The 23,563-nt window shown below is 43.6% G+C and carries 26 protein-coding genes; 15 read left to right on the top strand and 11 right to left on the bottom strand.

The annotated features are described in order from the left end of the window. The first annotated feature begins 34 nt into the window (after positions 1-34). Positions 35-244 (top strand): hypothetical protein, encoded by a 210-nt coding sequence (locus tag GWR56_RS14640; protein ID WP_162431969.1) that lies wholly within the window; start codon positions 35-37, stop codon positions 242-244. A gap of 111 nt (positions 245-355) precedes the next feature. Then, positions 356-793: a hypothetical protein gene (locus tag GWR56_RS14635; protein ID WP_162431968.1), complete on the top strand. Its 438-nt coding sequence runs from the start codon at positions 356-358 to the stop codon at positions 791-793. Positions 794-1,021: 228 nt separating this feature from the next. Here GWR56_RS14635 and GWR56_RS14630 read toward each other — a convergent pair whose 3' ends face one another. After that, a complete protein-coding gene (locus GWR56_RS14630) occupies positions 1,022-1,189 on the bottom strand; it encodes a phosphatidate cytidylyltransferase (RefSeq protein WP_162431967.1) in 168 nt (55 codons plus the stop codon). Positions 1,190-1,610: 421 nt separating this feature from the next. Here GWR56_RS14630 and GWR56_RS14625 point away from each other — a divergent pair, with 421 nt between their 5' ends. The 5 genes from GWR56_RS14625 to GWR56_RS14605 all read left to right on the top strand — a co-directional run bounded on the left by GWR56_RS14625 (position 1,611) and on the right by GWR56_RS14605 (position 6,566). Continuing rightward, positions 1,611-3,119 carry an ATP-binding cassette domain-containing protein gene (locus GWR56_RS14625; protein ID WP_162431966.1) on the top strand — a complete coding sequence of 503 codons (1,509 nt, stop codon included), beginning with the start codon at positions 1,611-1,613 and terminating at the stop codon, positions 3,117-3,119. An 87-nt stretch (positions 3,120-3,206) separates the two neighbouring features. Continuing rightward, positions 3,207-4,331, top strand: coding sequence for a cyclic dehypoxanthinyl futalosine synthase (gene mqnC / locus GWR56_RS14620; protein ID WP_162431965.1), 1,125 nt, complete (start codon positions 3,207-3,209; stop codon positions 4,329-4,331). A gap of 139 nt (positions 4,332-4,470) precedes the next feature. Further along, entirely contained in the window at positions 4,471-5,031 is a 561-nt protein-coding gene (gene scpB, locus GWR56_RS14615) for an SMC-Scp complex subunit ScpB (RefSeq protein ID WP_162431964.1), read from the top strand. 131 nt (positions 5,032-5,162) lie between these two features. Continuing rightward, positions 5,163-5,366: a hypothetical protein gene (locus GWR56_RS14610; protein WP_162431963.1), complete on the top strand. Its 204-nt coding sequence runs from the start codon at positions 5,163-5,165 to the stop codon at positions 5,364-5,366. Between the two features lie 81 nt (positions 5,367-5,447). Beyond that, positions 5,448-6,566: a GNAT family N-acetyltransferase gene (locus GWR56_RS14605; RefSeq protein WP_162431962.1), complete on the top strand. Its 1,119-nt coding sequence runs from the start codon at positions 5,448-5,450 to the stop codon at positions 6,564-6,566. 25 nt (positions 6,567-6,591) lie between these two features. Here the strand turns inward: GWR56_RS14605 and GWR56_RS14600 are convergent, their stop codons facing one another. From GWR56_RS14600 to GWR56_RS14590, 3 genes are all read right to left on the bottom strand, one after another. Then, positions 6,592-6,936, bottom strand: a complete 345-nt coding sequence (locus tag GWR56_RS14600; RefSeq protein ID WP_162431961.1) for a helix-turn-helix domain-containing protein — start codon at positions 6,934-6,936, stop codon at positions 6,592-6,594. Positions 6,937-7,018: 82 nt separating this feature from the next. Further along, the gene (murC, locus tag GWR56_RS14595) at positions 7,019-8,374 is read right to left on the bottom strand and encodes a UDP-N-acetylmuramate--L-alanine ligase (RefSeq protein WP_162431960.1); all 1,356 of its coding nucleotides are present in this window, start codon (positions 8,372-8,374) and stop codon (positions 7,019-7,021) included. 84 nt (positions 8,375-8,458) lie between these two features. After that, a complete protein-coding gene (locus tag GWR56_RS14590; RefSeq protein WP_162431959.1) occupies positions 8,459-9,307 on the bottom strand; it encodes a universal stress protein in 849 nt (282 codons plus the stop codon). A 163-nt stretch (positions 9,308-9,470) separates the two neighbouring features. Between GWR56_RS14590 and GWR56_RS14585 the strand changes: the two genes are divergently transcribed. Both GWR56_RS14585 and GWR56_RS14580 read left to right on the top strand, forming a co-directional pair. Then, the gene (locus tag GWR56_RS14585) at positions 9,471-9,875 is read left to right on the top strand and encodes an Rrf2 family transcriptional regulator (protein ID WP_162431958.1); all 405 of its coding nucleotides are present in this window, start codon (positions 9,471-9,473) and stop codon (positions 9,873-9,875) included. 51 nt (positions 9,876-9,926) lie between these two features. Next, entirely contained in the window at positions 9,927-10,565 is a 639-nt protein-coding gene (locus tag GWR56_RS14580; protein ID WP_202925326.1) for an NAD(P)-dependent oxidoreductase, read from the top strand. A gap of 79 nt (positions 10,566-10,644) precedes the next feature. Here GWR56_RS14580 and prmA read toward each other — a convergent pair whose 3' ends face one another. From prmA to mce, 6 genes are all read right to left on the bottom strand, one after another. Continuing rightward, entirely contained in the window at positions 10,645-11,481 is an 837-nt protein-coding gene (prmA, locus tag GWR56_RS14575; RefSeq protein ID WP_162431957.1) for a 50S ribosomal protein L11 methyltransferase, read from the bottom strand. Positions 11,482-11,575: 94 nt separating this feature from the next. Beyond that, on the bottom strand, positions 11,576-12,340 hold the full coding sequence (gene tpiA, locus GWR56_RS14570; RefSeq protein ID WP_162431956.1) for a triose-phosphate isomerase: 765 nt from the start codon (positions 12,338-12,340) through the stop codon (positions 11,576-11,578). 100 nt (positions 12,341-12,440) lie between these two features. Continuing rightward, positions 12,441-13,622, bottom strand: a complete 1,182-nt coding sequence (locus GWR56_RS14565) for a GlmU family protein (RefSeq protein WP_162431955.1) — start codon at positions 13,620-13,622, stop codon at positions 12,441-12,443. A gap of 65 nt (positions 13,623-13,687) precedes the next feature. Continuing rightward, positions 13,688-13,936 carry a type B 50S ribosomal protein L31 gene (locus tag GWR56_RS14560; RefSeq protein ID WP_096351682.1) on the bottom strand — a complete coding sequence of 83 codons (249 nt, stop codon included), beginning with the start codon at positions 13,934-13,936 and terminating at the stop codon, positions 13,688-13,690. A gap of 159 nt (positions 13,937-14,095) precedes the next feature. Then, positions 14,096-15,475 carry a right-handed parallel beta-helix repeat-containing protein gene (locus GWR56_RS14555; RefSeq protein ID WP_162431954.1) on the bottom strand — a complete coding sequence of 460 codons (1,380 nt, stop codon included), beginning with the start codon at positions 15,473-15,475 and terminating at the stop codon, positions 14,096-14,098. 217 nt (positions 15,476-15,692) lie between these two features. Next, complete coding sequence (mce, locus tag GWR56_RS14550) at positions 15,693-16,109, bottom strand: methylmalonyl-CoA epimerase (protein WP_162431953.1); 417 nt, start codon at positions 16,107-16,109, stop codon at positions 15,693-15,695. Between the two features lie 100 nt (positions 16,110-16,209). Here mce and GWR56_RS14545 point away from each other — a divergent pair, with 100 nt between their 5' ends. The 6 genes from GWR56_RS14545 (at position 16,210) to GWR56_RS14520 (ending at position 22,394) form a co-directional block, all read left to right on the top strand. Then, complete coding sequence (locus GWR56_RS14545; protein WP_162431952.1) at positions 16,210-17,421, top strand: IscS subfamily cysteine desulfurase; 1,212 nt, start codon at positions 16,210-16,212, stop codon at positions 17,419-17,421. Positions 17,422-17,541: 120 nt separating this feature from the next. After that, on the top strand, positions 17,542-17,955 hold the full coding sequence (gene iscU / locus GWR56_RS14540) for a Fe-S cluster assembly scaffold IscU (protein ID WP_067059246.1): 414 nt from the start codon (positions 17,542-17,544) through the stop codon (positions 17,953-17,955). Between the two features lie 255 nt (positions 17,956-18,210). Then, the gene (locus GWR56_RS14535; protein WP_162431951.1) at positions 18,211-18,537 is read left to right on the top strand and encodes an iron-sulfur cluster assembly accessory protein; all 327 of its coding nucleotides are present in this window, start codon (positions 18,211-18,213) and stop codon (positions 18,535-18,537) included. A 274-nt stretch (positions 18,538-18,811) separates the two neighbouring features. After that, a complete protein-coding gene (locus GWR56_RS14530) occupies positions 18,812-19,483 on the top strand; it encodes a DUF2625 domain-containing protein (protein WP_162431950.1) in 672 nt (223 codons plus the stop codon). 256 nt (positions 19,484-19,739) lie between these two features. Then, positions 19,740-21,653: a long-chain fatty acid--CoA ligase gene (locus GWR56_RS14525; protein WP_162431949.1), complete on the top strand. Its 1,914-nt coding sequence runs from the start codon at positions 19,740-19,742 to the stop codon at positions 21,651-21,653. Positions 21,654-21,671: 18 nt separating this feature from the next. Beyond that, positions 21,672-22,394 (top strand): type II CAAX prenyl endopeptidase Rce1 family protein, encoded by a 723-nt coding sequence (locus tag GWR56_RS14520; RefSeq protein WP_162431948.1) that lies wholly within the window; start codon positions 21,672-21,674, stop codon positions 22,392-22,394. Between the two features lies 1 nt (position 22,395). On the opposite strand, the gene GWR56_RS14515 is transcribed toward GWR56_RS14520, so the two are convergent. After that, positions 22,396-23,409, bottom strand: a complete 1,014-nt coding sequence (locus GWR56_RS14515) for a hypothetical protein (RefSeq protein ID WP_162431947.1) — start codon at positions 23,407-23,409, stop codon at positions 22,396-22,398. Positions 23,410-23,563: the final 154 nt, after the last annotated feature.

Below are 23,563 nucleotides of genomic sequence, written 5' to 3'. Positions count from 1 at the left end.
GAAAAACTATTAAATCACTTAAAAAAAACAAACAATGAAAAATGCATTCAAAATTGGCTTTTTAGCTTTAGCTATCGCTGTTTCAACTGCTGCTTGTAAAGGTTCTGGTTCATCATCTGCTGCTGATTCAGCTGCTATGGACTCAGCTAAAATGGATTCGGCTAAAATGGATTCAACTTCTACTATGACAGATTCAACTAAAATGGATTCTGCTGCAACTGATACTGCTGCTAAAAAAATGTAATAACTTTTTTTGGTAAAAAACGCCCCTGGTTTTCAGGGGCGTTTTTTTTTGCCTTTTATTTACGTGAAAACATTCGAGTGGAAGTTTGTTTATTGATGGAAAAGCGTACACATGAAATATTCTGAATGGAAAAACCTTAGCGACGAAGACAAGAAGAATACCCACTGGCGACATCACCCCCGCATCAGGATCGCTACAATATTCACCTTCCTGTTTGCGCTCCTGTTTTTTGTGGTAATGCTACGTGTGCTGCAAAACCGGCGCGTACATGTAAACCGGAAACCAAATGCTAAAGAAGCGTTTGCTATAGCCAAGGTATTTATTAACGATAAACTGCGTCAGCCGGGTACGGCCAGCTTCCCAAAAAGCAGGTTCGAATCTGATATTGATACCGCCCGCAACACCTACAATATATCATCGTATGTTGACGCGGCAGACAGCGCCGGAAAAATAGTTAAAACCACTTGGCGGGTAAGCCTATCATATAAGGGGGGCGACTGGGCCGATAAAAAGAGCTGGAACGTTGTTGATATGCGTATAAACCGCTAACGCGGCTATTCCCGTTAGTTTTGCGCCTTGCATCAGCGAGCAGTGGCTTAGTTTGCATCGTTTGATGCTGTAAACATAAGATAACGCCGGCATCAAGATTAGTTCTGCGATCATGACTGCCTGCATAAGCTTCCCTAAACAGTCCCGCGGGCAATAAAACTGCAAAAAAAATATTGTTTTAGTTAAAAAACAATATTTTCCAGTAGGTTATGATATAATAAGTACGGCTTATGATCTTCCTCTGAACGCTGATATTATCCAGATGACCAACAGGATCACTACAATTACGGCTATAACGCCTACAGCTGCCCCGGCTTTAAAAATACCGCCGATAACAGAACATCCGCTAAAGGCAACCATTGCCAATGCGATCAAAAATAAGTTAATTTTTTTCATGGTAGATCATTGTAAGATTTATGATTGTAAATCTTAGTACAATAATCAGACCTTGATTATTACAGTAATAAATTCGAATCAGATTCTTCCGTTTCTGTATTCTCGTTTGGTAAAAATTGTACAGCAATCAATACAATAAAGATTGCTAACAGGCTCATGGGTACAAGGGCTTCAACAGCAACTAACAATAGTTCCATACTTAAATTATTGGGGGGTAATAATTAAAACTGGTTAATTCTTGCCGCAGCTCAAATTGGTATTTTTCATTCAGGTTGCTTAAAGCTAAATATTGTTTTCTGAAAAAACCAAGAAATGTTAATAAGTTAATAAAAATGTTACAAGTGTATCAAAGTTAAGTTTGGGGCACAAAATGTAAGTTAGAACGCAATAATCTGCAGCCGATGTGTAAATTCACCGTCCTATGACACTGCCTCTGATCAACATTCATAACGCATCGATAAAACTCCCGGAAAAATTCCTATCCACTAATTTGAATTTTGTGCTGCATCCCGGCCAAAACTGGGCGCTTATAGGTAAAAGCGGCTCGGGTAAAAGTGTGCTGCTGCAGGTTATCGCAGGTAACATGGCCATAAGCGGTGGCAACATTACTTATGGCTTTATGGATGAGGTGCATCAGCAGATGCCACTTACATATGATTTGCTCACGTTTCATCGCTTTATTGCTTTTGCAGGCGCTAAGCACCATTTTAAAACACTATCAAATACTTCCGAATTTTATTACCAGCAACGGTATAATTCGTCCGACGCTGAAGATAGCCTTACCGTACGCCAATACCTGCAATCCGTTAAGGTTAACAACCATCGACCTCCATACTGGACGTTTGATAAAACTGTAGCATCCCTGAATTTAACCGCACTATGCGATAAGCAAACCATTAAACTATCAAACGGCGAAACTAAACGCCTGATGATAGCAGCCGCTTTGCTAAAAAATCCAATTATATTACTATTAGATAATCCGCTAACGGGCCTGGACACAGCAACCCGCAAAGCGTTTAACGATCTGCTAAGCGAGGTATCAGCCTCGGGTATCAGTATCATTATGGCAACATCTGCTTTTGAAATTCCGGATTGTATTACCAATGTGGCCATGTTAGATAATGGCTGCGTGAGCCAAAGCCTGAGCAAACAGGAATATGAAGCAAGCGAGCACTTTACCGCGCCGAAAGCATTCGTCGACGCCGGGGTATTAGGGCAATTGCTTAACAGCCCGGCAGTAACCCATCGTTACAATAAAATAGTAAGCATGACCGATGTTTTAGTTAAGTACGGCGACAAGGTTATCCTGAATAAAATAAACTGGCAAATAAACCCCGGCGAGCGCTGGGCGCTGCTTGGCCCCAACGGTGCGGGTAAATCAACCCTGCTGAGTTTGATAAACGGCGACAACCCACAAGCCTATGCCAATAATATTACACTATTTGATAAAAAGCGCGGCACCGGCGAAAGTATCTGGGACATTAAAAGTAAAATTGGTTTTGTATCGCCTGAGCTTTACCAGTATTTCCCTACCGATAACTCGTGCCTGCAGGTTATTGAGAGTGGCTTTTACGATACATTGGGTTTGTTTAGACCCAGCAGCCAAACCAACGCCCACCTGGCGTTGAACTGGATGAAAGCTTTAGAGATAGACCAATATGCGCGACAGCTATTGAAAAATATCCCCGCCAGCGCACAGCGCCTTTGCCTGCTGGCCCGCGCGCTGATCAAAGCCCCTGCCCTGCTCATATTTGACGAACCCTGCCAGGGACTGGATGATCACCAGCAACAGCATTTTAAGGCCGTGGTTGATGCCATTTGCAGCATAAGCAACGTAACGCTGATATATGTTACACATTACCAGCACGAGATACCTGATAGCGTGGATAGGGTTTTAAGATTGGATAAAGGGTTGGTAGTCGGCAGTTAACGGTGTGCAGTTAGCACATTTGTCAACCCAACAACACCTTTCACCTCTACCCTTTCACCTTTAAGCCACAACAACGTATATTTGTGTATGAATACAGCCGAACTGTTGCAGCGTGCTTTAGCTTTTGATTTTTTGAGCATTGATGAGGGGGTTTACCTTTACAACAATGCCTCAACGGCGGACCTGATGTACGTAGCGAACGAGCTGCGCAAGATACAGGTGCCGCATGGCAAAGTTACCTGGCAGATAGATCGTAACGTAAACACTACCAACGTTTGTATTGCCAACTGCAAGTTCTGTAATTTCTTCCGTCGCCCGGGGCACGAGGATGCTTACATTACCGATATCGAGACCTATAAAAAGAAGATTGAGGAAACCTTTAAGTATGGCGGCGACCAGCTTTTGTTACAAGGCGGCCACCACCCAGAGCTTGGCCTGCAGTTCTATACCGATCTGTTCCGCCAGCTTAAACAGCTCTATCCTAAATTAAAACTGCATTCATTAGGCCCGCCCGAAATTGCCCACGTATCTAAACTGGACGGGATGAGCCATTACGACGTGTTAAAGGCTATGAAAGATGCCGGGCTCGACTCATTACCCGGTGCGGGCGCCGAGATACTGAACGACCGCGTACGCCGCCTGATATCAAAAGGTAAATGCGGCGGCCAGGAATGGCTCGATGTGATGCGCGCGGCGCACCAGCTAAACCTGCCTACCTCGGCCACCATGATGTTTGGCCATATCGAAACCATTGAAGAACGCTTTGAACACCTGGTTTGGATCCGCGAAGTGCAATCAGAAAAACCCGAAGGCCATTATGGCTTCGTGGCCTTTATACCATGGCCATTCCAGGATGATGGCACCCTGTTAAGGAAAGTTCGAGGCATCACCAACAACGTAACAGGCGACGAGTATATACGCATGATTGCCCTGAGCCGCATTATGCTGCCTAATATTAAAAATATCCAGGCATCGTGGCTAACTGTGGGCAAACAGGTAGCCCAGCTTTGCCTGCATGCCGGCGCTAACGATTTCGGGTCTATCATGATCGAGGAGAATGTGGTATCTGCCGCCGGCGCGCCTCACCGCTTCACCGCAAAGGGCATACAGGACTCTATCAAAGAAGCTGGTTTCGAGCCGCAGTTGCGCACCCAAAAATACGACTGGCGTGATATACCGGCCGAGATAGAAGAACAGGTGATAGACTATTAAGTCAGAAAGTTTTTTAGTCGGTAAGTCCGAAAGACGAACCGGCTTTACAATTTTCCTCCTCATTATAAATCCGTCTTCCGGACTTTCGGACATTTTTACTACTTTCGGACGTCACTGACTTTCCCGACTTCGGACTATTATGGAAAACATCGAGCAATACATCGAGGCGCTTATTTTTGCATCTGAACAGGGCATCCGTACCGAGGAAATTATTTATTGCCTGCAAGCATCGTTCGAGCATGACTACACCGTTGATGAGGTTACGGAACACGTAAACACCATCACCCAAAAGTACCTTGATGATGCTTTCGCAATTGAAGTAGTAAAGATCAATAACGGCTATCAATTTCTTACAAAAAAAAAATACCATGCAGCTATCAGCCTGCTTCAATTACAACGTTCAAAAAAGAAACTAAGCCAGGCCGCACTGGAAACGCTGGCTATTATTGCCTATAAACAACCTGTTACCAAAACCGATGTGGAGCAAATACGCGGTGTAAACTGCGATTACTCGATACAAAAACTGCTGGAAAAGGAACTGATAGCCATAACAGGGAAGTCGGAAAGTGTGGGTAAGCCGATATTATACGGCACCAGCAGCCTTTTTATGGATTATTTCGGCATAAACAGTATTGCTGAACTTCCACAGTTAAAGGAGATTACCGACAATAGTTCGGCTATTGGTGAGCAAGTTGAATAAATTTAAAAATGATTTTAATTAAAAATGATTTTAATTATTTTTACTGGTAAATAATGCTGATTATAACGCAGCAAACGAATAATAAAACAAGCAGGTTTATCTGATATAAGTTTTAACAAACATTTATTAAAATGGCAGCTCCAAAAAAACCTTTGAACACCTCTACCAAAAAGATCAGCGATGAGGAGGATGACGATTTTGATGACGACCCGAAGCCGGGCAAGAAAGTGGTGGATGACGATGACGATTTTGATGAGGACATCCCCCTGGATGACGACTTAGGTGTTGCCGGCTTTGACTCGTACGACCCGTACGACGATGATGACGACGATTAACACTTGATGGTGTAAATTATACATGTAAAGCATTCAGTAATACGCTGAATGCTTTTTTTATAGCTGGCCAACCAATTACCTATGATACTTACCGAAGTAAAAAGCAAGGCTGATAAAAAAGCTTTTTTGGATGTTGCGCGCATTATCTACAAGGATGATCATAATTGGGTTTGCCCGTTGGATAACGATATCGAAGCGGTTTTTGATCCGTTGAAGAACAATTTCCATAGCCATGGCAAAGCAACCCGGTGGATATTAAAAAACGATAAGGGCGAGCTGATTGGCCGGATAGCTGCCTTTATTAACGATAATAAAGCTTACCAATATCCACAAGCTACCGGGGGCTGCGGTTTTTTTGAATGTATTGATGACAGGCAAGCCGCGTTTTTGTTATTTGATACGGCTAAAAGCTGGCTTGTGCAAAATGGCATGCAGGCAATGGACGGCCCGATAAATTTCGGCGAGAACGACAATTTCTGGGGTTTGCTTGTTGAAGGCTTTACGCCCCCTTCCTACGGGATGAATTACAACCCACCTTATTACCAACAGCTGTTTTCAGAATATGGTTTTACAACGCTGTATGAGCAAATAACAAATCATTTAGATGTGCACAAGCCTTTTTCAGAACGGTTTACCAGGATAGCCAATTGGGTTATGCAAAAACCAGGCTATACCTTTGCACATTTTAATGCGTCTGAAATAAATAAATTTGCTGCTGATTTTATCGAGATCTATAACGATGCCTGGCAGGGCTTTGATAACTTTGCGCCCATAACCCAGGCCACTATATTGGAAAGCTTCGAAAAGATGAAGGCCATTATGGATGAGAAACTGATATGGTTTGCATATGTAGATAACGAACCGGCGTCGTTCCTGGTGATACTGCCAGATGCAAACCAAATGATAAAGTCGCTTAATGGCAAACTTAACCTGTGGGGCAAGCTGATTTTTTTATACCGCAAATGGCGGGGCGTATCGCGTATGCGCGCCATTGTAATGGGCACCAAACAAAAGTTTCAAAAGCACGGGTTAGAGTCGTGCCTGTTCATTAAACTAAAAGAATATGTATTGCCACTAAAGCAATACGATGAGTTGGAACTATCGTGGGTTGGCGATTTTAACGATAAAATGCTCGCCATACATGCTGCCGTTGGCGCGGTATTTGGCAAAAAGCACTTAACAATGCGGTATATATTTTAAAAGCCCGAATAAATCGGGCTTTTAATTACGCGTTGGCTATTTTTTTATGACGTAGCTCTTCAAAGAGCTCAATAACCTTCTTCTGCAGGTCAATAACTTCAGTTTCACGGTCCATCAGCTTCTTGTTCACATTTTCAAGCTCGGTGGCTATCTTCTGGTCTTGCTCAACCTCGTTATAGGTAAGCAGCTGAACTACCGACATTTCGAACAAAACCGCTATCTGCTCAAGGCGCGAAAGGTTGATATCGGTAATACCGGTTTCAATTTTAGAAAAAGCAGGGATAGAAATGTCTAAGCGTTTAGCAACTTCTTCCTGGCTCCATCCTTTTTGATGGCGCAATAACCGGATCTTTTTTCCAAGTGTCTTCATATATAACGTTAATTAGGTAAGGTTTCTCAATAGTTAATAAAGTTACAACATTTTTTATCAACAAACTAATAATCAATAAATTTTATAGTAAAATATTTTTTAATTCTATTAAATTAATGCCGCCGAAATTGCCCGAACTCATCATCAGCAGGTTACTATGGTTAATATTCAGGTTTTCAAGGTGTTTCAATAACTCCGCCGGGTCATTAAAAAACAACAGGTTTTTGTTCGCAAAGGCTTCTTTTACAGCCTCAGCCGCATACGGATCGATCTTTTTCTGTTCAAATGTTTTTTTGTCGATAAACACGATCGCGCGATCAGCCTGATCCATAGTCCCGGCATACTCGTTCAAAAAATCCTTATTTAAACTGCTAAAAGTATGCAGCTCGATACACGCGATCAGCTGCCTGTCAGGAAACTGGGCCTTAACTGCACGGATAGTTGCTGTAAGCTTCGATGGCGAGTGCGCAAAATCTTTAAATATAGTAGCATTATCATTTTTGCCAACCACTTCCAGCCTGCGTGCCGCACCTTTAAATGTGGTGATATACGTATAAAAATCAGCGCTGCCGATGTCCAGCGCCTCGCATACTAACCGGGCGGCCTGCATGTTCAATAAATTATGCTGCCCAAATACTTCGAGCGCGCACTTTTCACCATCGGCGATAATGCTGGTTATACCGTTATGAATGCTGTATTCGGGCAGGTCATAGGGTATTTTTTCGATAGCCACAGTTAGGTTTGCAACCATCTTGTTCAATACCTCATCGGTTTGGCTGTAAATAAGCCTGCCGTTGGGTTGTATGGTTTCAGCAAATATCCTAAACTGATCTATATAATTATCAAATGTGGGGAATACGTTAATATGGTCCCAGGCTATGCCGCTTATTACACCGATATCCGCTTTATAAATATGAAATTTCGGGCGCCTGTCTATAGGCGAGGCCAGATATTCGTCTCCTTCAATAATCATCACCGGTGCATCGCGCGTAAGGCCAACCATGGTTTCAAAGCCTTCCAGTTGTGCGCCTACCAGGTAATCAAACTTTTTACCGGCCTGCTGCAGCACGTGCAAAATCATGCTGGTAATGGTGGTTTTGCCGTGGCTGCCGCCTATAACCACACGCAATTTATCTTTTGATTGCTCGTAAATATAATCGGGATAGGAATATATCTTAACACCGAGATCCTGCGCTTTAAGCAATTCAGGATTATCTATGCGGGCATGCATGCCTAATATAACAGCATCAAGGCTGGTTGTTATCTTTTGAGGGAACCATCCCACCTCCGCCGGCAATATGCCATATTTGGCCAATCTCGAAGCCGAAGGCTCAAACAGTACATCATCAGAACCTGTTACGTTAAATCCTTTTTTATGAAGGGCAATAGCAAGGTTATGCATAGCACTACCGCCTATTGCAATAAAATGTACGTTCATAAGTATATTGGCAATTGCGCAGCAAATTAACGTAAAAAATACCTGTCGGAACAACAATTTTGCAAACTATAACCCAATAAATTATCATTTAAGCAACAAAACGGGTATAGTGGAGTTTTTTGCTAACTGTTGTGATATGCTGTTATGTAATATGGATTGCAGGAAACTATAGGTGTGTGGCAGAGCGATAACCATCTGGGCTTTTTGTTCCGCGGCAAAATTCAGTATTCCGGTAATAACATCGGGGTTGTTTACGTAAAAATACTTAGGCCGGAAACTTTTTAACATGCCATGCACCGCCGTTTGCTGCGCCAATTGTTCGGTATCGGCATCCTTGCCCGAAGGATTTATATTCACCACCAATAACTTAACCATCTGTTTGCCTAATAGTTTGTGCAAAACATCCATTGGTATATTTTCTTTAACCTTCTTAAAATCGCACGCTAAAACAGCTTCATTAATTAAGTGGTACCGGTAATCAGGCGGTACTACAATAACCGGCACCGCACTCGCCTTTGAAATTTTGATAACATGATCGCCAATACCGGCGCTTCCTTCGCGTACGGTACTGTTGCCGATACTGCCTAATATCACCAGGTCGGCGTCATCTTCGGCAATCACATCAACCACCGCGCGCAACAAGTGCGACCGGTTTAAACGTATGTTTATCTTAACGCCTTCCTTAACCTGCTTGCTAAGTTTGTCGCGTAGTTTTTTTAATCCCTCCACGCGGTCTCTTGCTTCCTCTTCTATCTCCTCCTGGCGCAGCATTACCATATTTGTATCAGGGAGCATTGTCTCGTATGGCGATATGTAATAAGCATTCATCAGGATAATGGTTGTTACATCGCTTTGATGACTTAAACTGGCAGCAAAATGAGCGGCATTCAATGCGGCTTCAGAAAAATCGACGGGTACAAGATAGGTTTTCATATTTGCGAATTGGCTGTTTAATCTATCTGAAACAGATAGCTCCATAAATTTAACAATGTTGAAGTTTTAATTGTCAAATATCCTTCATATTAACATAGAATAATTGCATTTGACTCAAAACACACCTATGTTTGTACTGTAATAAAAAACATTACAATTAATTATGAATGGCCGGTTTCCTATTGCAATGCACATCATGACCCTGCTTTGTAAAGCTGACGGTTTGTTATCATCTGACTACATGGCGGGTAGCATCAATGTTAACCCGGCATTGGTGCGTAAAGAACTGAGCAACCTAAATAAGCATCAAATGGTAACAAGCCGCGAGGGCAAAAACGGAGGGTACAGTTTAAGTAAACCCGCCCGCGAAATTAGCCTTGCGAGTATTTACAAGGCGGTTAAGCCAAATCAAGTATTGGGGCAGGCTAAAAACGAGCCTAACCCCGCCTGCCCGGTTGGTAAACAGATCAACGAACATTTAAATGGCCTGGATAACGAAATTGAACAAACTATGATGAATAAGTTGGGTACCACGAACCTGGCTGAGTTTTGCAAAAAGTTCAATTAAAAAATTTACACTAAACTGTAACAAATTTAATTACATATAACAAATAACATTATGAAAATTGCGATAATAGGCGCTACCGGATTTGTAGGCCCGGCCCTGGTAAAAGAGGGTTTATCCCGTGGTTATGAGATAACAGCTATTGCCCGGAATACTGATAAAGTGGAAAAAGCAGCAGGTATAACCCCTGTGGCAGCCGATGTAAATGATGCAGAAGCTTTGGCATCGGCGTTAAGCGGGCACGATGCGGTGATCAGTTCGTTTAATGCAGGTTGGACAAACCCTAACCTTTACAACGATTTCATGAACGGATCGAAAAACATTCAGCAAGCAGTAAAGAAGGCTGGTGTAAAACGTTTTATAACCATTGGCGGTGCCGGCAGCTTATTTATCGACGGTAAGCAGTTGGTAGATTCGCCCGAATTCCCGAAAGAATATTACCCTGGTGCGTCGTCAGCACGCGATTATTTGACCGAACTTCGTAAGGAAACGGATTTGGATTGGACCTTTGTAAGCCCTGCGATAAACCTGCATCCAGGTGAAAGGACCGCGAAATTCCGTTTAGGTACCGAGAACCCGGTGTTTAATACGGAAGGTAAAAGCGAGATAAGCACCGCTGACCTGGCCGTTGCAATATTTAACGAACTGGAAAATAATCAGTTTGTTAAAGCGAGGTTTACGTTGGGTTATTGATTTTGTAATTCCAAAAGTTTAAGAATGATTACACCAGTCTTGATGAACCGGTGTAATCATTTTAAAAACAGGTGTAATCCTATAAAACAAACTTAGCAGCTACCCACTCTTTATCTTTTTTGTGGGTAATGTACTTCAGGTTGTATTTGCGTGCTTCTTCGGTAATGATATCAAGGTCAGGCGATTCATAAAACCCGCTAAAATAGATCTCGCCGCCGGGTTTAAGCGTTTCGGCGTAGCGCTGCATCTGGTCTGTCAGGATGTTGCGGTTGATGTTGGCCAGGATAATATCATATTGCTCATCAGGGATAACTTCTTTTGAACCGCACAGCGCTTTGATGTTTCCGATGTTATTCAGTGCGGAATTTTCAATAGTGCTCTCGTAGCATACCACGTCGTAATCAATAGCTGTAATATCTTCGGCGCCAAGTTTGGCCGCGAGGATGGCCAATATACCTGTTCCGCAGCCCATATCCAGTACCTTTTTGCCCGCAAAATCATTTTCCAGCATCAGGCCCATCATCATGGCCGTGGTTTGGTGATGGCCGGTCCCGAAAGCCATTTTTGGGTCGATGACGATCTCGTACGGAAACTCGGGCTTCGGCTCATGAAACGTCGCACGAACAAATACCTGGGCGCCTATTTGTATGGGTTCAAAGTTTCCCTCCCACACCTCGTTCCAGTTTTTTTGAGGGATAAGGGTGATGTCATAACTAAAAGTGAACATGTCGCGGTAAGCAGCCAGCGTCTCATCTAATAGTTGCTGGTTAAAGTCGTCTACCGGGATATATGCCTTAAAGCCCAGGTCAATTTCTTCAAAAGTATCAAAACCAATTTCACCCAAAGCGCCTATCAGCAGGTCCTGCTGGTAATCTTCCGTGGTAATAGTGGTAAAAAGGAGTTCGTAGTAGTTCATGGTGTAGATTTGAGTATTGAGATGTGAGATATGAGACTCAACAACCTGTGTAGCTTGTCTCAAATCTCATATCTAACATCTCAAATCTAAAAGACTAATTAAACGCCTTAACAATATCCGTAAAGTCGCGCGATTTCAGGGATGCACCACCGATAAGGCCGCCGTCGATATCCGCGCAGGCAAAAAGCTCGGCCGCGTTTTTAGGGTTGCAGCTGCCGCCGTAAAGTATCGTTGTATCATCAGCAACCTGCTGATGATATTTTGCGGCAATTTCCTTACGGATAAATGCGTGGATCTCCTGCGCCTGGTCTGACGTTGCGGTTACGCCGGTACCAATAGCCCAAACCGGCTCGTAAGCCAATACCAGTTGTCCAAATTTTTCGGCATCAAGGTGAAAAACACCTTCGGCCAACTGACTTTTTATTACATCAAAATGCTGACCTGCTTCGCGCTCCTGTAAGGTTTCGCCGATGCAGAAGATAGGTTTTAAACCGTTGGCTAAAGCTGTATCAGTTTTTTTAGCTAAAAGGCCGTTGCTTTCGCCAAAGTAGTGGCGGCGCTCCGAGTGGCCTAAAATAACATATTCGGCACCAACAGATTTGATCTGCCTTGCAGATATCTCGCCTGTATAAGCGCCGCTTTCGGCCTGATGGGCATTTTGCGCGCCAACCGTTACTTTATGATATCCTTTGGCCAGTTGCGCCAGGCTATGCAGATGAATGAACGGGCTGCAAACCACCACTTCCTGGTTGCCGGTTGCTTCGTCTTTTACCATGTTTATCACTTCGGTAAAAAGGCCAAGGCCTTCCGTATAATCAAGGTTCATTTTCCAGTTTCCGGCTACAATTTTTTTTCTCATCTCAGTTTGTTTAGTCCATGGGCCATAGTCAATAGTCCATAGTATTGATTAATATTCTATTTGTATTTCATGCATAGCTGCCAGCCATTTCGGCGCCTGCTTATTTTTTAACTCCCTTTGTAAGCTCATAGGCTGCCGTCAAAATAGCTTTTTCAGCATCATCAAATTTGCGGTGCGGGCGCCGGGCCACTGCCTTAGCAGCGGTATCTATCATTTTATCAAAAGCATATTCTTCAAAGCCGTTAGCGCCGCCCCACGAAAAGTCGGGGATATAATTGGGCGGGTATCCCCCACCAAAAACATTAGCGCTTACGCCAACAACCGTACCCGTATTAAACATTGTATTTATACCACATTTGGCGTGGTCGGCCATAATTAAGCCACAAAATTGCAAACCGGTTGGGCGCATGCTCTTCGTCGGGTAATCCCAAAGTTTCACCTCGCCATAGTTATTTTTCAGGTTCGAGTTATTGCTGTCGGCGCCAATGTTACACCACTCGCCTACCACGGCATTACCCAGATAACCTTCGTGGCCTTTGTTAGAATAGCCCCAGATAACCGCGTTGTTTACCTCGCCGCCCACGCGGCAATACGGGCCAACCGTAGTGGCGCCGTATATCTTGGTGCCCATTTTTATCTGCGAGTGCTCGCACAAAGCAAACGGCCCGCGTATATTGGTACCTTCCCAAACTTCGCTATTGGCTGCCAGGTAAATCGGTCCGTTCAATGTGCTGAAGCTGCAACACTCGGCTTGCGCACCCTCTTCCGCGAAAAAATCATCACCTATTATCGTATTTGTACTGCTGATATTGGCGCTTTTGCGGCCTTTGGTAAGCAATTTAAAATCCTTGCGAAGTTCGGTGTCGTTTTTACGAAAAATATCTTCAGGGTGGCGAATCATCACCAACTCATTGTTGTAAACTATTTCGTTTGAATACGTGGCAAGTGGGTTAAAAGCTGCAGCGTAAACATCAATAAGCTTCACTGCCACCAAAATATTCCCGCAGCGCAGCGCTTGCCCGCTGCTTAAATTCTTGATGGCTTCAACAACCGCATCATCCGGACAAACCGAACCATTGATAAATATATTATCGTCGTGAATAGCGAGCGGAAACTTAACTTGCAGGTATGCTTCGGTACGAAAAGAGAACGTTGATTTTAAATATTCGGCCCACTTTTCGGCTATGGTTAATATCCCTATTCGCAGATCGGCAACCGGGCGGGTGTATGTTAACGGCAGAAGGGTGTTACGAGCATCGTCGTCAAAAAGAATGATTGCCATGGGCCAAAAATAAAAAAAGTCCCCCGTTTTGCGGGGAACTCATCAATATTTTATTGAAAAAACACTTATTTTTTGTTGTAACGGGTACGGAATTTATCAATACGCCCGGCTGTATCAACTAACTTCATCTTACCTGTGTAAAACGGGTGCGAAGTGTGCGAAATTTCTAATTTGATCAATGGATACTCGTTGCCATCTTCCCATTTTACGGTTTCGCGGCTATCGATGCATGATTTGGTTATGAAAGAATAGTCGTTTGACATATCCTTGAAAACAACTAACCTATAGTTTGATGGATGCAGATCTTTTTTCATTGCTATTGTATACTTTCTTTCTTATAAAAGAGGTGCAAATGTAACAATAAAAGTTTAAAGTAAAAAGCTTAACGTAAAAAGTTTTTAACAGGGTGTTGAGAGGTTTTATTTGGTTAGTATCTTATACAAAAGCAAACGATTGGTTGATGATAATACCTATCACGGCTCCTGAAATTCGGCTGCACCAATATCAAAACCACTTCCCGAAGGGCGTACGCCGCCGTAATAATCGGTATTTATGCCATACGCCGAAACATTGCTGCCGGCATTAATAAGCGGCGACGACGCTTTTAAACGATAGTTACCGCTGTTAAAGTTTACAAACCCGCAGGCATTAACATCAATGTTAACATAATTATTAGCGGTGCTAAGCTTCACATCGCCATTCATCCGGTGGATGGCTACGCCCGTACCGGGGTTGATGATCACGTTATTGATAACCGTATTCATGGGGATAAATACCGAATTTAACTTTATCCCGTCGTCTCCGGGCGAGATGATAGTATTGTTTATAAACTGAAAATTTGGGCCCGGTGTGTACCGCGAATCTGCAAAAATACCGTTATTGCCCGCGTTAATAATGTAGTTATTATAAACCAGGTTATCCCCAAGCCCCAAAACAATGATGCCGTTGCCCGGTGCATTTTTTATCAGGTTGTTGTAACAAGTACCGCCTGTGCCCTCGCCTATTTGTATGCCATTGTTCTGTCCGCTGGCAAAAGGCGATAATCCGGGCGATGTGATGGTATTATTATACACCTTACATCCCGAAACCGCGCTGCCAACCTGTATGCCTTCGCAACCGGTAGAGTCCACGACGTTGCTGTATATATAAACCGCTTTTATATCGTGCGGCAGTACTGTGCCGCACGCAAGCGAAACCCCTTCGGCATAAAAGGAGTTACCCACGTATACGCCCTCACCGCCTGTTTTATGAATATAGTTCCTGTGAATTTTGATGTTCTTCATGGTAAAGTGGCCGCGCTGGGTTGCTATATCGCATGAAGGGTCGGTTTTTGCCATAATACCGGCAAAGCCGCTGTTGCGTACCTCAACATTTGTGATCTCAAAATCCGAGCTCAGGTCGTCCATCGTCATGCCAATGTTTCCGCCGTTCACATCAAATCCGTATTTAACACCCGATTGGCCGTTACCCGATATTTTAAAGAATTGACAGTTTTGGGTTTTAAAGCCGTATGAAGCCGCGGTTGGTGCAGAAAACGTTACTTTACCGCCTTTATTAATGATGATGATTGGATTTGCGGCAGTGCCTTTGAAATTTTTTAACAGCAAAGAGCCCCGCGTTCCGGCCGGCACGTAAACAACAGCGCCCGGAGGGATATTAGTGCCATCAATAAACCATTCGGAGGGGTGTACAGTATATGTAAAACCCGCGTTGGCGCTATCAGATTCTTTTACCGATAGAGTATCACTCGCCGGTGGGTCGTTCTTAGGCTGAATAATTGTTTTTTTTGTGCACATCGCAAAGGATGACACCACCAGCATAGCCGCTATGCCGCGTAACAGATAACTTGTCATTAAAGAGTTAATAAAATGCAACGACCTTTATACGTTGTTTATGGTTTATTGGTTGTTTAACAATTTTTTTTTTGGAGGGCTGTTAAAATGGGATGCAAACATCCTTCAACGCCATATCGTCCGCCCCCCATATAAAGCCACTACTTATAACACTGCTTACTCGTCTTAATGTGGTTATCAACAGCAAACTATTTGATATAATTTCAAACTCCGGCCCCTACTTCGGGGCGCTTCGGGTGTCCTCCTGGCACAACTCTACCAAAACCCCATTCATTCCCTTTGGGTGCACAAAGCAAACCAGCTTATTATCGGCGCCCTTTTTTGGTACATCATTCAATAAAACAAAGCCTTCTGCTTTAAGGCGGGCCATTTCGGCAGCAATATCGGTTACATCAAAGGCTATATGGTGGATGCCTTCGCCGCGTTTTTCAATAAATTTAGCAATAGGACTATCCGTATTGGTGGCTTCCAGCAGTTCTATCTTATTTGGCCCGGCCTGCAAAAACGCGGTTTTAACCCCCTCGGTGGCCACATCTTCTGTTTTATAAACAGTTGTGTTAAGCAATTTCTGGTAGATATCGCCCGCCTGTTTAACACTGTTAACCGCAATGCCTATGTGCTCTATCTTATTCATGTCCAAATATTGTAAATTCTTGGCATCAAAATGCAATTTATAGCTAACCAAAGCTATTAAAGTAAAAGTTTACGTATATTTGTAATGTTAATTTTTTACCATGAACATCCCAATTTATTTAGATAATAACGCCACTACCCCTATGGACCCAAGGGTGCTTGATGCTATGCTGCCTTACTTTACCCAAAAGTTTGGTAATGCTGCAAGCCGTAACCACCCGTTTGGCTGGGTAGCCGAAGAGGGCGTTGATTATGCACGCGAGCAGGTTGCAAAACTTATCGGCGCTTCTGAAAAAGAGATCATCTTTACATCGGGCGCTACCGAATCTGACAACCTTGCTATTAAGGGTGTATTTGAAATGTATAAAGAAAAAGGCAATCATATTATTACTGCCGTTACCGAGCATAAGGCCGTTTTAGATGCCTGCAAGCACGTTGAAAAGCTTGGCGGACGGGTTACTTACCTGCCGGTTAAACCGGACGGCCTGGTTGACCTTGCCACCCTTGAAGCAGCCATGACCAGCGAAACCATCCTGGTATCCATCATGTATGGCAATAACGAAATTGGCGTTATACAACCTATAAAAGAAATTGCTGCCATAGCGCATAAATACGGTGCACTATTCATGACGGATGCTACACAGGCTGTTGGTAAAATACCGGTTAACGTTATTGCTGATGGTATCGACCTGCTGGCCTTATCGGCACATAAAATGTACGGCCCTAAGGGGGTTGGCGCTTTATACGTACGCCGTAAAGGTCCGCGTGTTAAGGTGACCGCGCAAATGGATGGCGGCGGCCACGAACGCGGCATGCGTTCGGGTACGTTAAACGTACCGGGCATTGTTGGCCTGGGCAAAGCCTGCGAAATTGCCGGTTTAGAAATGGAAAGCGAAGCCAAACGCCTTTCGGCCCTGCGCGATAAGCTGGAAAGTGCTTTAACTGTATTGGAAGAAAGCTACGTGAATGGTAATGTAGAACACCGCTTGCCGCATGTTGCCAATATATCATTTAAATATGTTGAAGGCGAAGGTTTGATGATGGCCATGAAAGACCTGGCAGTATCGTCGGGTTCGGCTTGTACATCGGCATCGTTAGAGCCATCTTACGTTTTAAAAAGCTTAGGATTATCTGACGACCTGGCGCACTCGTCTATACGTTTTGGCCTGGGCCGCTTTACAACCGAAGAGGAAGTTGATTACGCTGTTGAAGTAACCAAAAAAGCGGTTACTCACCTGCGCGAACTGTCACCGCTTTGGGAAATGTTTAAAGAAGGCATTGACCTTGACTCGATAGAGTGGGCAGAACACTAAACTGATTTCGGATTTACGATTTTCGATTTCGGATTTATTTTAGAATTTAGAGTTTAGAATTTAAAACGCAAAAAGTACTAAAGCTTTTGACTTTTTACTTTTGACTTAATACTTAAAAAAATGGCTTATTCAGATAAAGTAATTGACCATTATACTAACCCCCGCAATGTGGGTACGTTAGATAAGAGCAGCCACAAGGTTGGTACCGGCCTTGTTGGTGCGCCAGAGTGCGGCGACGTTATGCGCTTGCAGATACAGGTTGATGATAACAACATCATCACCGATGCAAAATTTAAAACCTTTGGCTGCGGTTCGGCAATCGCTTCTTCATCTTTAGCTACCGAGTGGTTAAAGGGCAAAAGCGTTGACGACGCCATGAAGATAGATAACATGGATATCGTTGAAGAACTGGCTTTGCCACCGGTAAAGATCCACTGCTCGGTTTTGGCAGAAGATGCTATAAAAGCAGCTATTAACGATTTCCGCGTTAAAAACGGCATGGAGCCGATCGCGCTGGAAAAATCACATCACTAATTTAGAGATGTAAGATATTAGATGTGAGATTTGAGATACTTGCATCTGGTAAATTATTAATGTTTGAGGTATAATGTTTCGAGCTTGTCTCAAATCTAATATCTCAGATCTCAAATCAAAAACAATGCTAATTTAGAGATGTAAGATATTAGATGTGAGATTTGAGATACTTGCATCTGGTAAATTATTAATGTTTGAGGTATAATGTTTCGAGCTTGTCTCAAATCTAATATCTCAGATCTCAAATCAAAAACAATGGTAACTGTAACTGATAAAGCAAAAGCTAAAATAGATGCATTGATGCGCGATAGCGGGCTGGATAGCTCGTACTTTTTGCGTGTATCTGTACAGGGCGGCGGCTGTTCCGGTTTATCTTACAACCTCGATTTTGATAACGAGGAAAAAAAGGGCGACCAGTTTTTTGAAGACCGCGGCGTACGCTTTGCCCTGGATATGAAATCGTTTTTATACCTGGCCGGTACCGAGCTTGATTTTAGCGACGGACTGAACGGCAAGGGCTTTAATTTCCACAACCCCAACGCCACCCGCACCTGCGGCTGTGGTGAAAGCTTCTCGGTATAAAATTTTATTTAACGACATTATCAAAGGCTGATTATAAATATAATCAGCCTTTTTTGTTTAGTAACATATAGATAGCCTGATAACAATGCTGTATAATAAACGTAAAAGAACACCTGATCGAGAACACGCAAAACGTTGCTACAAACCGAGATATATTATTTCGCAACTAAAACCTAAATTAGCGTCTAACAAAAATCTAATGAATCTAAGGTCAGTTTTTAGCACGGTAGTATGTTTAATTATAAGTATATGTGTTTCATCTGCCCAAACGGCAATGCGCCCAATAAATATTCTCACAGCAGATAAAAGCGGGCAAACTATTCTAAAACAACTGGTTAAAGCAGCTAAAAACCCGGTAACTATATTGCCGGCGAATCAGGAAAAAGCGGACGAAGCTCTTTATCAAACTCAAGTAACAACACGCTCTTTAATGGGCGCTGTAATTTATTTTACAGGTGGTATTTTAATTGACAACGGTTGGATACGTATACTTGGATGTGGGAGTGACAGCAAAATGAATAGAAGCCTACCAAAATGGAATAAAGGCAAAACCTTTAAAGAGTTTGGAAAAAAACCCACGTACCTGCTTATTGGTGACGATGCCATAGGCGGACTGTTCGCTATAAATGGCGGGGCATTGGGCCAAGAATTGGGTAAAGTTTATTACCTGGCGCCTGAAACCCTGAAATGGGAATCGCTTGGCCAGGGTTATTCTGAGTTTTTAGATTTTTGCTTAAACGGTAACCTTGATCTTTTTTATAAAGGCGATAAATGGGAAGGCTGGCAAAAAGATGTCGCCACTTTAAACGGGGACAACGTTTTTAGCTTTTATCCTTACTTATGGAGTAAAGAGGGTAAAGATATCAGTAAATCATTACGAACTATTGTTCCTTTGCAGGAACAATATGACTTGACCATTTCAACTATAAAACAACTTGGACTATAAACAAATAATTGCGTAGATCTTTCGCCACATCATTATTGATGTGAAAGTTTTAATTTAATGATTGAAAAACACTAAAATGTCAATCATCTGATTATCAAGTGTTCATGAATGTTCACGGTGTTCACGTGTGTCGAACGTGAACACCCTGGGCGTACCGGATTAACGCGGCTGGCGTATCTAGCGGTTGGTTATTGGGGCGTTTTTAATTAAAAGCAAAATAATTAGCTTTGTTAGTATATAACCTGATATAAACTTAATGAACATTGTAGCTGAGCAATCAACTATACCGGAACTGATCCGTAATATTGTTGCTAACATACACCCCGAAGACCAGACTTTCCTGATCCATAAGGTAAAGGATACCTGGGTTGAAATATCCTATAAACAAGCGCTTGAGAAGATCGATGCCTTATCGGCCTGGTTCTTGAATATAGGCATCAAAAAAGGCGACCGCCTTGCCCTGATCATCGAGAACGGCCCCGATTATATTTATTACGACCAGGCGTTACAGCAAATAGGCGCGGTAAATACATCGATATACCCCACCCTTTCTGAAAACGAAATAGAATACATACTTAACGATTCGGAATCACGCACCATCATCACGGGCAATCCGTTTTTATGCCGCAAAGTTTTGAAGATTGCCAATAATTGCCCCTCGCTTATCCGCATTATCCCGGCTTTTGAGGGCTTCGAAAAGTTTACTGAAGGCCTGCAGCTAAATGCCGGCGTTGTGGGCTTTAAAAAAGTAATAGAAGAAGGTTTAGCTATTGTAGATGAATACCGCATGGCCATAAATGCCGCCCGCGAAGCCATCCTGCCGTCTGATCTTTCCTGCCTCATCTATACGTCGGGCACTACGGGTACGCCAAAAGGTGTAATGCTTACCCATTACAACCTTACAGAAAACTGTCGCACAAGTTTGATTCAGATACCGATAATTGAAAAGACGGATATGTTTCTGTCTTTCCTGCCGCTTTCGCATGTGTTTGAACGTATGGCTACCTACTACATCTGCATGAATAAGGGCTGCGCCATCGCCTTTGCCCAAAGCCTTGAATTGTTGGCCCGTAACATGGCCGAGGTTAAGCCAACCGTTATGTGCTGTGTGCCGCGGCTGCTTGAGCGTATACATGACAAGGCCATGAAGAACGGCCTTGCGGCCGGCGGTGTTAAAACAAAAATATTTACCTGGGCCCTTAAAATTGGGCGCCAATATCGATTGGAACAAGAGGCCGGTAAAAAGCCCGGCATTATACTCAGCGCACAGCAGAAACTGGCGGACAAGCTGGTATTCAGTAAAATAAAAGAAAAAACAGGCGGCCGTTTAAAAGTGCTGTTATCAGGCGGCGGCGCGCTGCCCAAAAATATCGGTGAGTTTTTTGGTGATATCGGTATAAAACTACTGGAAGGTTTCGGCCTTACGGAGACCTCTCCCGTTATGGCGGTTACCGAGAATGACCGCATTATATACGGCACCGTTGGCCGCATTATACCAGGCATTGAGGTGGGCATACAAAACGTGGATACCAAAAAAATATACACCATACAAACTCACGAAAGCTTTAACCCAAATTTTGAATCAGAAGAGGGCGAGATCATTGTGCGGGGGCATTGCGTAATGAAAGGGTACTGGAAAAAGCCCGAAGAGACCGCCTCCGTTATCGACACCGAGGGGTGGTTTCATACTGGCGACATTGGTCGTTTTCACCGCGGAAACCTGCAGATTACCGACAGGTTAAAAAATATGCTTGTAAATGCCTATGGTAAAAATGTTTACCCCACCCCGGTAGAGAACACTTATTTAAAAAGCCCAAAAATTGAACAGGTATTTTTAATTGGCGATAAACGCGAATACATTACCGCCATACTGGTGCCGGGCCGCGAAACCTTGCAGGATGCCTTTAATATGGGGGACGACTTTTTTGAAAAACCTGAGCTTTTTATCGAGGAAAAGGAAATTGTTGACTGGATAGCTCAGGACGTGAAGCGTTTATCAAACGAGCTGGCCAAGTTTGAGCGTATTAAAAACTTTAAGGTAAAGCGCACCCCGTTCAGCATGGAGGCCGGTGAAATTACCCCAACGCTTAAAGCCAAACGCAAAGTAATAGAAAAGAAATATGCCGATGCCATTGACGACCTGTATAATTGGGAAGATGACACCGAATAGTGCCGGGGTTATCATCACATGTTAAAAGAATTCTTCGCTATTCGGGCTTATCCCACATTAGGTACAGAGCGCCGTTGTCAACAAAAGCTGGTATTGCTGCTGCAAATTTATGGCATTATATTTTTGTTTAACCTGTTAACAGCGCCAATAGCTTTGGCGGTTGACTTTTTTGCAACCCACGTGCTGCATTTTAAAAGTATAACCAAACAGTACCATGTTTCGATGCTGAGGTTTTTCGAAAAATTTGGGTACTTCAAGGCAGTATTATATATCTGCATCGCCGCGCCTGTAATTGAGGAAAGCATCTTCCGTTTGCCGCTATCTTTTAAAAGGCAGCATATCGCTTTGTCGCTTGGTTTTGCACTGGTGCTGGCTGCAAAAATCCTGCCCCGTCTTCAACAACAAGGCCTCGCAGTAAACCTGTTGGCAAGGGCGATACTATTTGTTGTGGGTTATTTAATTTTTAACCGGGTTTTACCCCGGGTTAAGTCGCCCGGCGAAAAACTGCAAAGCCGGCTAATAATCATATCCATCCTTGGTTTTGGGCTCATGCATATTTTCAACTACGTGCCGCTGCAATGGAGTATCATCTACCTATATCCATTCTTTGTGATCCCCCAGTTGCTCATGGGTTGGTTTCTAACTTACATCCGTTTTAAAAACGGCTTTTTCTGGGGCATAGCCCTGCATGCCCTGGTTAACAGCGTATCCATGCTGATATACACGGCTTTCAGGCATTAAGCTAATCTGTTTTGCGGGGGGTGTATTTCCAAAAATCCGTTAGCAGGCCGGGGTTGCCTGTACCGATGTAACCCACACCGTTTATCGCGAAGCTAACCATATCGTAACGGATAGGTCCGGTAAAATTAGTGATCTTCTGCCAACTGTTTTTGCCCGTGTCATACATGTACCAATCGCCAGCGGTTTCGGTCAGGGTAGATCCGAACCCAACATAGCCTTTTTCGCCTATCACAAACTGGCCGCTAAAAGCCCTCCCTTTCCCCGGAAAATCGGCCATCTTCGTCCACTTATCGCCAACAGGGTCGTATTGCCAGAAATCCTTTGCAGCTATGTTAGGGTACGCCCCGCCTGTACCTGCATAGCCTTTGCCGTTACAGGCAAACGCTGCTACGCCAAAGCTTCCGCTTCCCGGGTAATCGGCAACGCGGGTCCACTTATCCGCTACAGCGTCATAGCTCCACATATCTTTAAAGCTGGCGTTATAGTCGTTATCAGTGCCTAAACCCATATATCCCTTACCATCTATTTCAAAAGCTATTACGTTTTCACGCTCCCCCCCGGCAAAATCGGCTTTCCGGGTCCACTTATTGGTTGCGGGGTTGTATTCCCAAAAATCGTTGTTTTGTGGTTTATCGTCTCCGGGTATAGCTAAACGCCTGCCAAAGCCCGTACCTACATACCCCTTACCATTAATGCTAAAACCCTTTAGGTATTCGCCTGCCTGGCCGGGGTAATCCGCCCTGCGTTTCCATTTGTCATTGGCCGGGTTATATTCCCAAAAATCATTGATCAGTTCCGAGTTAAAACCGCTGGCGGCATTGCCACCAATTACATACCCCTTGCTACCTATAGTGAACCCGAAAGAACGCACCCGGCCTACCCCTTCAAAATCGTTTAATTGCTCCCACAAGCCGGGCAACCCGTTTTCGGAGTTGGGCACAAAAACCACATCCTTTTTACAGGACCATAGTGTTAATGCAATTAAAATTACAGCAAAGGTTCTTTTAAGTATCATGTGGACTGGTGCAGATACGTAAATATATCATTTACATTTCACAATCTATATCGCACTTGCGAAGGTATTACGCGGCTTTATGCGCTTCGGTTGCTTATTGAGCTCATTGATCATTCGCTTCGCTGTCATTGGTTCATTGATGGATCTTTCCCAC

The organism is Mucilaginibacter sp. 14171R-50, assembly GCF_010093045.1.
GTDB lineage: Bacteria > Bacteroidota > Bacteroidia > Sphingobacteriales > Sphingobacteriaceae > Mucilaginibacter.
The sequence above is the reverse complement of the archived record's forward strand: the minus strand, read 5'-3'. Positions and strand labels throughout refer to the sequence as shown.

Bases quoted from the DNA above. Each gene is read 5' to 3' on its own strand.
- GWR56_RS14640 (WP_162431969.1), top strand. From the start codon at position 35: ATGAAAAATGCATTCAAAATTGGCTTTTTAGCTTTAGCTATCGCTGTT.
- GWR56_RS14635 (WP_162431968.1), top strand. From the start codon at position 356: ATGAAATATTCTGAATGGAAAAACCTTAGCGACGAAGACAAGAAGAAT.
- GWR56_RS14630 (WP_162431967.1), bottom strand. From the start codon at position 1,189: ATGAAAAAAATTAACTTATTTTTGATCGCATTGGCAATGGTTGCCTTT.
- GWR56_RS14625 (WP_162431966.1), top strand. From the start codon at position 1,611: ATGACACTGCCTCTGATCAACATTCATAACGCATCGATAAAACTCCCG.
- mqnC (WP_162431965.1), top strand. From the start codon at position 3,207: ATGAATACAGCCGAACTGTTGCAGCGTGCTTTAGCTTTTGATTTTTTG.
- scpB (WP_162431964.1), top strand. From the start codon at position 4,471: ATGGAAAACATCGAGCAATACATCGAGGCGCTTATTTTTGCATCTGAA.
- GWR56_RS14610 (WP_162431963.1), top strand. From the start codon at position 5,163: ATGGCAGCTCCAAAAAAACCTTTGAACACCTCTACCAAAAAGATCAGC.
- GWR56_RS14605 (WP_162431962.1), top strand. From the start codon at position 5,448: ATGATACTTACCGAAGTAAAAAGCAAGGCTGATAAAAAAGCTTTTTTG.
- GWR56_RS14600 (WP_162431961.1), bottom strand. From the start codon at position 6,936: ATGAAGACACTTGGAAAAAAGATCCGGTTATTGCGCCATCAAAAAGGA.
- murC (WP_162431960.1), bottom strand. From the start codon at position 8,374: ATGAACGTACATTTTATTGCAATAGGCGGTAGTGCTATGCATAACCTT.
- GWR56_RS14590 (WP_162431959.1), bottom strand. From the start codon at position 9,307: ATGAAAACCTATCTTGTACCCGTCGATTTTTCTGAAGCCGCATTGAAT.
- GWR56_RS14585 (WP_162431958.1), top strand. From the start codon at position 9,471: ATGAATGGCCGGTTTCCTATTGCAATGCACATCATGACCCTGCTTTGT.
- GWR56_RS14580 (WP_202925326.1), top strand. From the start codon at position 9,927: ATGAAAATTGCGATAATAGGCGCTACCGGATTTGTAGGCCCGGCCCTG.
- prmA (WP_162431957.1), bottom strand. From the start codon at position 11,481: ATGAACTACTACGAACTCCTTTTTACCACTATTACCACGGAAGATTAC.
- tpiA (WP_162431956.1), bottom strand. From the start codon at position 12,340: ATGAGAAAAAAAATTGTAGCCGGAAACTGGAAAATGAACCTTGATTAT.
- GWR56_RS14565 (WP_162431955.1), bottom strand. From the start codon at position 13,622: ATGGCAATCATTCTTTTTGACGACGATGCTCGTAACACCCTTCTGCCG.
- GWR56_RS14560 (WP_096351682.1), bottom strand. From the start codon at position 13,936: ATGAAAAAAGATCTGCATCCATCAAACTATAGGTTAGTTGTTTTCAAG.
- GWR56_RS14555 (WP_162431954.1), bottom strand. From the start codon at position 15,475: ATGACAAGTTATCTGTTACGCGGCATAGCGGCTATGCTGGTGGTGTCA.
- mce (WP_162431953.1), bottom strand. From the start codon at position 16,109: ATGAATAAGATAGAGCACATAGGCATTGCGGTTAACAGTGTTAAACAG.
- GWR56_RS14545 (WP_162431952.1), top strand. From the start codon at position 16,210: ATGAACATCCCAATTTATTTAGATAATAACGCCACTACCCCTATGGAC.
- iscU (WP_067059246.1), top strand. From the start codon at position 17,542: ATGGCTTATTCAGATAAAGTAATTGACCATTATACTAACCCCCGCAAT.
- GWR56_RS14535 (WP_162431951.1), top strand. From the start codon at position 18,211: ATGGTAACTGTAACTGATAAAGCAAAAGCTAAAATAGATGCATTGATG.
- GWR56_RS14530 (WP_162431950.1), top strand. From the start codon at position 18,812: ATGCGCCCAATAAATATTCTCACAGCAGATAAAAGCGGGCAAACTATT.
- GWR56_RS14525 (WP_162431949.1), top strand. From the start codon at position 19,740: ATGAACATTGTAGCTGAGCAATCAACTATACCGGAACTGATCCGTAAT.
- GWR56_RS14520 (WP_162431948.1), top strand. From the start codon at position 21,672: ATGTTAAAAGAATTCTTCGCTATTCGGGCTTATCCCACATTAGGTACA.
- GWR56_RS14515 (WP_162431947.1), bottom strand. From the start codon at position 23,409: ATGATACTTAAAAGAACCTTTGCTGTAATTTTAATTGCATTAACACTA.